Origin of the sequence: Psychrobacter piscatorii, from assembly GCF_904846415.1 — a bacterium.
Taxonomy (GTDB): Bacteria; Pseudomonadota; Gammaproteobacteria; order Pseudomonadales; family Moraxellaceae; genus Psychrobacter; species Psychrobacter piscatorii.
On the sequence record NZ_CAJHAR010000034.1, the window covers coordinates 16,819 to 28,003 of the forward strand.

An 11,185-nucleotide genomic window follows, 5' to 3' on the forward strand; every position below is an offset into this window, starting at 1 on the left:
CTGATAATTTTCTATACATCCTCGTTGCCCATGTCAGTATTACTAAGCTGATATGCTACAATCGCAAGCTTCTTAAAATATCTTGTTAAAAATGCTGCGAGCCGCTCACCATGCAAAGCTTAATTACCCTCGTTTTGGTCTTGATGCCAATGTTTATTGGCTTTGCCATTCCCTCTAACCCAACCATGACCAAACTTGCCGATAAAGGCTTGTCTTATCTGGTATACCTTATCTTGGCACTGATTGGTATTGAGCTATCACAGGTAGAAGGGCTGGGTAACCAAGTTGGCGAAATTGCATTGTACGTGACCGTCTTATCTATATTGACGATTGGCACAGGATTGTTTGCACTTATGGTATTTGACCGCGTACGACCATGGCATGCCAAAAAACCAAGCGTCAAATCCAAAGAGCATCGTGTCAGTATTCGAGGTAGCTTAGCACAGGTCGTTTGCGTGGTGATTGGAATGGTAATTGGTTACTTCTTACCCGCTGATTATATGCCACCTGAAAACTCTATGACCGTCATGCTGATGATTTTGATTTTGCTGGTCGGTATTGGCTTAAAGGGTTCAGGCATTACATTAAAAGAAGTCATGCTCAACAAACGCGGCGTCGAGATGAGCGTTATTTTTACGCTGTCGGTGTTGGTTGGTGGGCTTGTGTTTGCTTTACTGTTCTCAGATGTGTCATGGACGAAAGGCTTGGCAATGGCATCAGGGTTTGGTTGGTATTCGCTATCCGCGATTGTCATGACCGATACTTACGGCGCGGTATGGGGCAGTGTCGCGCTATTTAATGATTTGGTACGGGAGTTCTTTGCGCTGCTATTCATTCCTGTATTTATGCGCAAATATCCTTCTGCTGCGGTAGGGCTTGGCGGTGCAACCAGTTTGGATTTTACCTTGCCTATTATTCAACAATCTGGTGGTCTAAAAGTTGTGCCACTGGCGATTAGTTTTGGCTTTTTGATTAATATTGTCTCGCCAGTACTGATGGTGTTCTTTTCGGCACTTGGGTAATTTGGTTAATTGAGTCAAGTCTCTAGCAATACAGTTATGCAAATGGTTTGCACTGCTGGGCATATTTTTCATACAGCTGCTCGTAAGATATATATTTGAAGTTATTCAAGTCATGAACTTCAGAGCTTGCCATTAAAGTAATACGGCTTTGTTTAGCCTCAATATTATTCACATTGCGGTCTGAAAAATCGTTATCTGTGGCTAAAATTTTATTTGAGCAGTCATAAGTGTGAATACGCTCGGCCGCAATACCATGGTCTAATACCAGCATATTTTTGACGATAAGTGCTCGATTACGCGCTAGCATGTCGCTGCCAAAGTGCGTAACGGCCGCTTCATCACGCTCACTTGAGGCAGTATGACCAAAAATAAATACTGTAGCTTCCGGATACTCACTGAGTTTTTCTTCTATTTTTCCAAACTCAAGAGTATAACTATTAGATAACTGGCTGCTCATGTGCGGGAAAAACCCAGCAAATGACATTTCGAGTGCATCGCCTCCAATTACCACCGTACAGCCTTTTGCATCAACGACGCTATAAGACAGCGTTTCAGGGCATTCATCTATCGCATCAAGTACGCCGTCTCCATCTAAATCGCTATCTGCTTGCATCGTCCTAATATTTTCATATTGAGGCGGTATAGTTGTGGCAGTTTGGCAGCCAGCTAGCGTTAAGGCTGCTGCGAATAGCAAAGCATTATAGGGTTTGGTTATCATTTTTACTCTCTAAACATTTTTAAATGCCACGCTTCATCTACACTACATCGATACTTATCGACCAATAATAGCGCTATTTAAAACTTGACACATATATCTGATTTCGAGTCATTTTGGTTATGATGAGCTACTCTGTCTTTAGGCTCTGTCGCTAGCCCATAGACTCGACGATTCATGGATTTCCCCTCTTCGGTGTCAGCTGATGCAATAGGCGCTCTGATACCACAGTCAAAAGTACTCAAACGATTAGGCTTGATGTCGTGTTTTAAAATAAGGTAGTTTTTGACAATCATAGCTCTATTTTTAGATAAAGCACTTAACGCCTGCCCCATTTCATCTTCCGAAATATGAGCTTCAATTTTCATAGTAGCGGTATCGTACTTATTCATCTGCTCTGCTACTTTATCAAGCTCAAGCTGATACTCTTTTGATAGCTCACTACTACCCTTTGTAAAAAAAGCACGATACTCCATTTTTAGACCTACTCCAATACCTGCAATAGGACAACCTATTTCATCTATCATCACCTTCCAAGGTGTAGCTGGACACTCGTCTATCGCATCAAGTACGCCGTCTCCATCTAAATCGCTATCTGCTTGCATCGTCCTAATATTTTCATATTGAGGTGGCATAGTTGTGGCAGTTTGGCAGCCAGCTAGCGTTAAGGCTGCTACGAATAGCAAAGCATTATAGGGTTTGGTAATCATTTTTACTCTCTAAACATTTTTAAATGCCACGCTCCATCTATACTACATAGATACTTATCGACCAATAATAGCGCTATTTAAAACTTGACACATATATCTGATTTCGAGTCATTTTGGTTATGATGAGCTACTCTGTCTTTAGGCTCTGTCGCTAGCCCATAGACTCGACGATTCATAGACTTACCTTCTTCAGTGTCAGAGGGCGCGATAGGTTGTTCAGCACCATAACTAAAGGTACTTAAACGATTAGGATCAATTTGATGCTGCATTATTAGATAGTTTTTGACAATAAGCGCCCTATTTCTTGATAGAGCATTTGGTTGCAAAACTGCATCAACAGCTGATACTTCATCTGTTGAAGCGTGCGCCTCAATACGCATCGTTGCCGTATTGTACTCTTGCAGCTTTTGGGCTACTTTATCAAGCTCTAGCTGATACTCTTTTGATAGCTCACTACTTCCCTTGGCAAAAAAAGCTCTATATTCTATTTTAACACCTAAATTATCGTCACTATAAGAAGGACATCCCTGTTCATCTGGTACTATGTTTATTGGAGTGCCTGGGCATTCGTCTATATCGTCAGGTACGCCATCACCGTCGCTGTCTAAAATAACTTTAGCAACTGGTAAATCAGTAGTTTGAGTTGCTTGATTTTGCGAAACAGATGTTTGGCAGGCTGATAAAGTCAAAGTGCTTACCAAAATTAAAAATGTATTTCTCAATTTGGTTTTCATAATATTTTGCCTTTAAAATTCTCTACAATCTAGTAGCATTTGATCATACCTATCTCGCGCTGATATCCAACCGAACGCTCGCTGATTCATAATAGCTCCCTCCTCGGTATCATTAGGAGCAATAGGATTATCAGCGCTACAATCAAAGGTGCGAATTCTATGCGCTGGCAGGTCAAAATTAACCAAGTAGTTTTTGATACTTTGTGCACGAGCACTCGATAATGAGATAAAGTCCAGTGGCTGAGACGAGCTTTTGAGATGTAGAGCTTTCTCGTCAATGGCTTGCTGTTCAATTTTGGAGGTATGCCCTTGGACAAAAAAAGTCAGGTTAGAACAGCGATCCGCGAACTCTATGATCTTATTTAACTCCGGAGCATATTGCTCCTTTAATTCGGAACTATCTTTATCGAAAAATACTCGTAACTCCATAGACAATGTATCATTCAAATCCACTGGCATAGGTTCGCCATTTTCATCAACAGGTGGCGGTTCAACCACGCAAGTGGAAGGCTTTAAAACCTCTTGTGCAATATTACTTGTGGCTGGAGTCACTGATTGGCAGCCTGCTATTACCACAGCTCCTATCATCCATAAGGCAGTAGAGAATTTTGTTGTCTTAAACTTTGTCATAGTGAACGCCTTACTGGTTATGATAGGCCATACTTATACTCATGCTATGTCACTAACTCTGTGTCACTAAAAATAAGCAACCTCAAACCCCACTCGCCTGCTTCGCAAACAAGCGCATCAATGGCTTGATTTTACCGACGCGATACATGCCTTCATTACGGATCTGCTGCACGGGGCGCGCTTGGGCAAGCGACCCTACAAACAACCAGTTCAGTGCAGAGAAGCTGTGCATCATTAGGCTGTTGTGCGGACGACGCGAACGCTCATAATGACGCAGCGTTTGATTGCTGCCCCACAGTGTGCCGCCACTACGGGTAAAGTCATGCGCTAGTTGCTCACACAATACTTTTACATCGAGCATACCGAGGTTCAATCCTTGACCTGCCAGCGGATGCACGCCATGGGCGGCATCGCCGATGAGTACTAAGTTATCCGCTACATAGCTTTTTGCTTGTTGTGCGGCTAAAGGAAAACTGGCGATGGACTCAATCTGCTCAATAGCGCCCAGCTCGTAATGGCTCGCTGCCGCAAGTTTGTCCGCGATATAGCGGTCGTCTTCTTCTATCAATGCCAATGCCTGATTGCGCGGCAATGTCCATACGATTGATTGCCAATGTTGCGGGTTTGCCTTATCAGTCTCAGTGATATCCGCTAACGGCAATAGCGCTAGCGTGCCCGTTGGCAACATGGCTTGGCGAGCAGTCGCTTGATGGGGCTTTTCGGTCTGAATCGCACAGCAAATCGCGGTTTGATTATAATCAAGCGTATCGAGCCCAATCCCTGCTTGCTGACGGACAAATGAGCCACGACCATCAGCACCGACCAATAGACGCGTATCAATCGCTGTCCCATCATCCAAGGTCACACGGTAACCTTGCTGCGCACCCAGCCAATCCATATTCACCACTTTGTGACCAACGATAACCGTCAGATACTCGCTGACATCCGCTTCATGCAAACGCTGCCATAATGCGTGCTCAATAACAGCAGGCTCAACCATACTACCGAGTATCTCAGGCGCAGCGCTTTGATCATGACTATCACCAAACAATAGCTCGCCCATGCCGTTGAGTTGCCAGACCTGCATTTGGGAATAGTCGGCTTTACGCTTGGATGCGGCAATGTGTTGCCACGCGCCAACCTCTTCGAGCAGGTTAATACTCGCCAGACTGAGCGCATAGACACGCGCGTCACGTTTACTCAGAACCGCTTGCCACGCTGACTCATCACGGGCAGGACAGGCATCAATTAACGTCACTGGCATTTTTGCTTGTGCAAGCTTTAGCGCCAGCGTTGCTCCAACGATACCGCCACCGATAATCAGCGTATGATTGTCTTTCATGAATTATCCTTTCTGGAGCATTGTCCATCCATCATTCTATAAATGATGCACGGACGACTCCCCTCTTATTTATTGTTTACTTTCACTAAATCGTATTTTGATACGCTGTTATGACTTTAGACCCATCGCGTAGATCGCAACCAATGGCTTGATATTTGGTAATTTATCAAAGGCCAATAGCGCCATATTACGTGCCAGCTTAATGGCGGGATTAGGATGGGTAAAGCCATGTACCACAGCATCACAGAATCGAATCACCCGTTTTTGATCCGTTTGACGTGCTTTTTCATAGCGCTTTAGTAATTGTGCATTACCGATGTCTTCGCCTTTGAGCACTTGTGAGCTCATCATTTGCGCCAATACATGCGCATCGCGCATACACAGATTGAACCCTTGACCCGCGACAGGGTGCAAAGTATGAGCGGCATTGCCCATGATAACGCAGCGACCCTCTACTTGCTTGTCTGCCAATACACGGGACAACGGATAAGCGCCGCGGCGACCAGCAGCGACAAACTTGCCAGCGCGCTGCCCAAATGCTTGCTGTAGCGTTTGCAAGAAATGTGCGTCGTCTTCTAAATATTTGGTTTCTTCACCTGTTGGACAGACCCAAACTACAGATCGTCTATAGCCCTGTTGATATCCATCATTGCCATCGCCCTCTGGATCCGTCAGTGGCAGCACAGCTAATGGACCTGCTGGGCTAAAACGCTCAATTGCGACATGCTCGTGCGGCTTATCCGTCTCTACCACGCCAACGATAGCCGTTTGCTGATAATCATAGGTGGTGGTGCCAATATTCAATAGTGAACGTACCGTAGAATCTCGTCCATCACAAGCGACTAATACGCTGGCTTGTAGTTGTTGCTCGTTTTCTGCTGCGTCATCGTTGCTAAAGCTCAGCGTTACGCCATCTACTTGTTGGGTTACTGCATTGACACTGGCATTATCGATCAGGGTAATGAGTGCCGACTGCTGCGCGGCTAATAAGAGCTTACGCCCGAGCCATGCGTTCTCAATCACTTGTCCAAAAGACTCTACTTTCTCTTCGGCCTTATTCAGCTGCGCGCGACCAAAGCTACCTTGCTCACTAATTTGCACACTATCAATACGGCACGCATGGCTTTGTAGCTCATCCCACAGTCCGATCTCTTGATAGATCTGTACCGTACGCCGTGACAGCGCTGTATTGCGACTGTCCAGATAATGACTGCGCGTACGGTCATCGGTTGGACTGATAGTTGGATAACGATTTTTTTCTAATAGCGTACTAGCAATGCCGTGATGCGCCAGTAGTAAGGCAAAAGACAAACCGACATGACCGCCACCAACGATAAGCACTTGCTGGTCAGTGATTGCTTCTCTTTTTTCAGGTAGGCTTTTAGAATTGAATAAAGGTGAACCTGTCTCTTGCATCGTTGTTGTTCCTATTATAATTGTTGGGCAGACACGTCTTTGGCGATTGATAGCCGTTTTATTGGATAGTCTTTATCTGATAAAGGCCGCTTTTTACTCAATCGTAAAGCGCTGTAATATCGCTCATAGATTACCACAAATTGCCTATCATGCTGCGCTCTTAACCGTAGACAAATCGTTCGTCCATCCTCATCGCAGGCAAGGTTTATATCGGTAAACTCAGTAAAAACTCAACTTATCAATATCTCAATGCGAGCGTCACTTTTCACTAATGATGTTATCTAACTGATAAATGAACTTAATAGATATGCCGTTGACCCGATTTAGAGTAGGCCTGTGCATTGATTGCAATCGACATACAAAAACAACGCTATCTGCTCAATGTATCGCTTGAATTTTAAAAATTCTCTACCATAATGAAGGCAAGACTTTTATTTATTATCTTCCACAAAACTAACAATAATATTACCGTCATTTTTAGTATCTACTATAACTACTCGACACCTATATAACGCTACTAACTACTTTATCTCTGAAACCCGTGACGCTATCAAAATTAAATCACAGCGCCGGGCACACAATACAAGGATAATCGCTTGACTGATACCATGAGCCGCCGTATAAAGTTTGAATCCCTAACGCCAGCACAGCTCAAAACCGTGCTTGGTGAATATAACAATCACATGAAATACATCCAAGAACGCCTCGATATCAAAATCATGCAACGCCAAGGCGATTTTTGCTTGAGTGGCGATGTGACCGCTGTCGAGCGCGGTGAACGTATTATCTATAAGATGGTCGATGAAGCCCAGAATACCAAAGATATCAGCGCAGAAGAGCTGCATCTGATTATCCAATCCAGCATCTCGCGTGATGAGGATATGGACGACGACGAGCAGGATGATGATATCGAGGATGCAGAATCAGATGAGGCTAATGAGTTTACGCCTGTTAGCTTACGCACACGTAAGGGTCGCATCATACCGCGCGGTGGCAACCAGCAGCGCTATGTAAAAAACGTCTTAAGCTCTGATGTGTCGTTCGGTATTGGCCCTGCTGGTACTGGTAAGACCTATCTTGCGGTCGCTTGTGCAGTCGATATGCTAGAACGTAACGAGATTGAGCGTATTTTGCTCGTACGTCCAGCCGTAGAAGCCGGCGAAAAACTGGGCTTCTTGCCCGGTGATTTGACGCAAAAAATTGATCCTTACTTGCGCCCATTGTATGACGCGCTCTATGAGATGATAGGTTTTGAGAAAGTTGGCAAGATGATCGAAAAACAAATCATCGAAATCGCACCGCTTGCGTATATGCGTGGTCGTACGCTCAATAACTCATTTGTTATTTTGGACGAAGCACAGAACACCACGCCTGAACAGATGAAAATGTTTTTGACACGTCTGGGCTTTGGCTCACGTGCAGTGATTACTGGTGATATCACGCAGGTCGATTTGCCGCGCGGTCATAAGTCAGGTCTCGCACAGGCGATGGAGATCTTAAAAGACATCGAAGAGATTCATATCACCAAGTTTGACTCAAAAGATGTGGTACGCCATCAGTTGGTACAACAAATCGTTGAAGCTTATGATGTGTACGATGAAGAGCAAATGGCTTTAGAAGAAAAACGTAAGTTTGAACGTATCAAAGAGCAAGAACGTAGACAAGCTGTGGCTAATGCTGCTGCCAAACTGTAATAATAATGCTAGAACAATTTACTATAAAGATTTATATTGCATAGAAAAACCGGATTACTAAAGTAGTCCGGTTTTTTCTTGGCAGAGATTGCCTAGGTTTAGCATTACTTGGGTGAGGCATGGTCTAGATTGAGTATAGCCGACTAAACACGCCCATTCATAATAAAACAGGACAACGATATGAACCAATTTGACAGTAATAATAGCCACCAAGATCATAGCGCCACTGATGACGATGACAGCTTGGTAGCACTGGATATTAATGCAGCCGATAGTATCGATGATGAGACGCTTGATACGTTTTATGATCGTAAGTATCTATTCTCTGTCATGATGGCCACTTTAGATTATATAAATGCGCGCATCAATGCAGGTCTGACGCTACCCTACTTTGCAGATATCGATTCTGAACTGTGGCAAGAAAAACCTAAAACCTTGGATATATATATTACTGATGAAATCGAAGGCCAAGCCCTCAATTTAGAGGCACGCGGTAAGGACTACGCGACCAATATTTTGTCTTATCCAAGTGAGTTGCCTGTCGCCATCATCGGACTAATGCCAACGCTGTCTCTTGGTGAGCTTATTATCTGTCATGAGGTCATGGTACGTGAAGCACAAGAGCAAGACAAAACTGTGGCACAGCACATCGGCCATTTGCTGATACATGGCGTGCTGCACCTACTGGGTTTTGATCATGAGCTCGGAGAGGCCGAGCAAGATGAGATGGAGCGCTTTGAGATTGAGATTTTGGCAGGCCTAAACCTACCAAACCCTTATCTTTGATTCGGTCTTAATCAATCTTTAGTGGTCGGCAGCTTTTGCGCTTGACCCATTTGATTGATCATTTGATCCAAGCCTTTGACATGGACGCTACGCTGCGGGAATGGAATCTCAATCTTCTCGTCATCCAACGCGTGTTTGAACTGCTCAAGTAACTGACACTGCATGGTCCACCAGTCAGCATTGGTTGTCCACACGTTCAATGTCAAATCAACTGAATTATCACCAAGATTGGTTACTCGTACAATAGGCTCAGGATCGGTAAAAGACAACGGGTTATTTCTGGCGAGGCTTAGCATCAGATCTTTGGCTATTTTGATATCCGCATCATAGCCAATACCTACTGTGATATCGACGCGGCGATTGGGCAGCGCTGTATAATTGACCACAGGCGACGTTGTGATGTCACTATTAGGGATAATGATATCGTGGTTATTGATCGTCGTCAGATGGGTGTTGACCAAGGTAATCTCGGTCACCGTACCCGTATAGCTGCTGATTTGCACATAGTCACCGCGCACAAACGGGCGAAAAGTCACAATCATGATGCCAGCGGCAAAATTCGATAGCTGATCCTTTAGTGACAAACCAACCGCCACCGCGGCACCGCCCAAGATAGCAACGACCGAGGTGGTCTGTACGCCAACTTTGCTAAGTGCGGCTAAGACTACGACAACCAATAGCACGCCATACAACAGACGGCTTAGAAAGCCAGAGACTGTTTCATCTAAATGACTACGCGTCATGAGACGGCCAGAGAAGTCGACGGCTTTTTTGGCAAGCCAACGTCCAACGATAAATATAATTATTGCCAAAGCCACCTTGATGACTATCTCTAATGCATTGCTGGTAAGCGTTGCAACATCTACTGTAAAACCTAAAAATTCCATACTAACTCTTTACTCTATAGCAGTGTGTTATAAATTTGGGTGTCGATTACTCTCAATTATTGTCGTCGAATATTATGACGTATTCGTTGATATTCTATGTTTATTTATCGTGTCACTGATTTTTTATCGCTTTAGTTTTGTGGCGTTAGTAAGTGACATCCACTTCGTCACTATAGCGATAAGTACGTATCAGTCGTAACTCAACAATATCACTCATCTCTTTGGTGAATTGTCCAAAAGGTGCTGCTTGCCGTACTGACTGTTTTGCGGCCTCATCCAATATCGTCGAATTTGAGCTTTCTAGCAGGCGAATGGCTTTAATATTGCCATTATTACTAATGATGACCATGAGCCGCACTTCACCCGTAATGCCTTGCGCCCGTGCTTGCACAGGATAATGCAGATTGCCGACACGCTCGACATGCTCACGGAAAGTATTGATATAGTCGGCTGCTGCCCCGCGCGTGGTCGAGTTACTATCCATAGTGACCACTTTGGATTTGGTTGCATAGACTTGCTGGCGCTGAGACAATTGCGCTTCTAAAGTAGCGATTTGCTTACGCAGACGCTCTTCTTGTGCCATGATGTCATCTTGTGCTTGTTTGCTATCATTATCCGACTCTACGCTCGCCTGACGCCAGCTTAACGTGGTGCGCAGATAGCTCTCTTGGTAGCGCTGCTGTCGAACTTGGCGCTGTAGATTGATGACGTCTTGTGTCTCGCTCATTTGCTCAGCAGACAATGGACTCATTTGGTCATTCTCTTGTCTCAGCCGCTCCTCTATGGTACCGCCCCCTTCTTGTGAGGCGTTGGCAATAAAATGCGCGTCTTCGTTTGGCTTCATATTATCGGTGAGCGCCTTTGCCACATCCTGCATCATGGCCGCAGGGTCTTTACCCATCGAAAAGCTAATGCCAAAAATAATCAACACGTGTATGGCGACCGCAATGACAATCGCTACAGGTAAGCTCACATTACGCTTGGGAGGTTGCGCCGAAAAATGGTAGCTTTGTGAGTCTTTGATATAGGCCACAATGGGTCTCAGCTGATAGGTCAGGCGTATGATTTATGAATGAGCACGTAGTGATATGCACGATATATGTTGGCGCTATCATAACATGACTTGACATACTCCCACCACTTTCGCCAAGCTCAAGTGGGGGATTCTAAAAGCAAATGCTCTTAGGCGACTTTCTCACGAAGGTCACTTGTTTTCTGTTTCAACGGGCGACCTTTACTGCATCCTCCC

General features: G+C 44.7%; 11 protein-coding genes. 3 read left to right on the plus strand and 8 right to left on the minus strand.

The window, feature by feature from the left end:
• Nucleotides 1–110 precede the first annotated feature (110 nt).
• Entirely contained in the window at nt 111–1,022 is a 912-nt protein-coding gene (locus tag JMX83_RS12885; protein ID WP_201602494.1) for a lysine exporter LysO family protein, read from the plus strand.
• Between the two features lie 34 nt (nt 1,023–1,056).
• On the opposite strand, the gene JMX83_RS12890 is transcribed toward JMX83_RS12885, so the two are convergent.
• The 6 genes from JMX83_RS12890 to JMX83_RS12915 all read right to left on the minus strand — a co-directional run bounded on the left by JMX83_RS12890 (nt 1,057) and on the right by JMX83_RS12915 (nt 6,569).
• On the minus strand, nt 1,057–1,740 hold the full coding sequence (locus JMX83_RS12890; RefSeq protein ID WP_201602496.1) for an OmpA family protein: 684 nt from the start codon (nt 1,738–1,740) through the stop codon (nt 1,057–1,059).
• Nucleotides 1,741–1,817: 77 nt separating this feature from the next.
• Nucleotides 1,818–2,447, minus strand: a complete 630-nt coding sequence (locus JMX83_RS12895) for an OmpA family protein (protein ID WP_201602498.1) — start codon at nt 2,445–2,447, stop codon at nt 1,818–1,820.
• Nucleotides 2,448–2,524: 77 nt separating this feature from the next.
• Nucleotides 2,525–3,181, minus strand: coding sequence for an OmpA family protein (locus JMX83_RS12900; RefSeq protein WP_201602500.1), 657 nt, complete (start codon nt 3,179–3,181; stop codon nt 2,525–2,527).
• A 12-nt stretch (nt 3,182–3,193) separates the two neighbouring features.
• Complete coding sequence (locus JMX83_RS12905; RefSeq protein WP_201602502.1) at nt 3,194–3,811, minus strand: OmpA family protein; 618 nt, start codon at nt 3,809–3,811, stop codon at nt 3,194–3,196.
• 82 nt (nt 3,812–3,893) lie between these two features.
• Nucleotides 3,894–5,153: an FAD-dependent monooxygenase gene (locus JMX83_RS12910; protein WP_201602504.1), complete on the minus strand. Its 1,260-nt coding sequence runs from the start codon at nt 5,151–5,153 to the stop codon at nt 3,894–3,896.
• 108 nt (nt 5,154–5,261) lie between these two features.
• Complete coding sequence (locus JMX83_RS12915; RefSeq protein WP_201602506.1) at nt 5,262–6,569, minus strand: UbiH/UbiF/VisC/COQ6 family ubiquinone biosynthesis hydroxylase; 1,308 nt, start codon at nt 6,567–6,569, stop codon at nt 5,262–5,264.
• A 608-nt stretch (nt 6,570–7,177) separates the two neighbouring features.
• Here JMX83_RS12915 and JMX83_RS12920 point away from each other — a divergent pair.
• Nucleotides 7,178–8,263: a PhoH family protein gene (locus tag JMX83_RS12920; protein WP_058024365.1), complete on the plus strand. Its 1,086-nt coding sequence runs from the start codon at nt 7,178–7,180 to the stop codon at nt 8,261–8,263.
• A gap of 180 nt (nt 8,264–8,443) precedes the next feature.
• On the plus strand, nt 8,444–9,049 hold the full coding sequence (gene ybeY / locus JMX83_RS12925; RefSeq protein ID WP_201602514.1) for an rRNA maturation RNase YbeY: 606 nt from the start codon (nt 8,444–8,446) through the stop codon (nt 9,047–9,049).
• Between the two features lie 11 nt (nt 9,050–9,060).
• On the opposite strand, the gene JMX83_RS12930 is transcribed toward ybeY, so the two are convergent.
• Nucleotides 9,061–9,936: a mechanosensitive ion channel family protein gene (locus JMX83_RS12930; RefSeq protein ID WP_201602516.1), complete on the minus strand. Its 876-nt coding sequence runs from the start codon at nt 9,934–9,936 to the stop codon at nt 9,061–9,063.
• 145 nt (nt 9,937–10,081) lie between these two features.
• Complete coding sequence (locus JMX83_RS12935) at nt 10,082–10,969, minus strand: energy transducer TonB (RefSeq protein WP_201602518.1); 888 nt, start codon at nt 10,967–10,969, stop codon at nt 10,082–10,084.
• Nucleotides 10,970–11,185 lie beyond the last annotated feature (216 nt).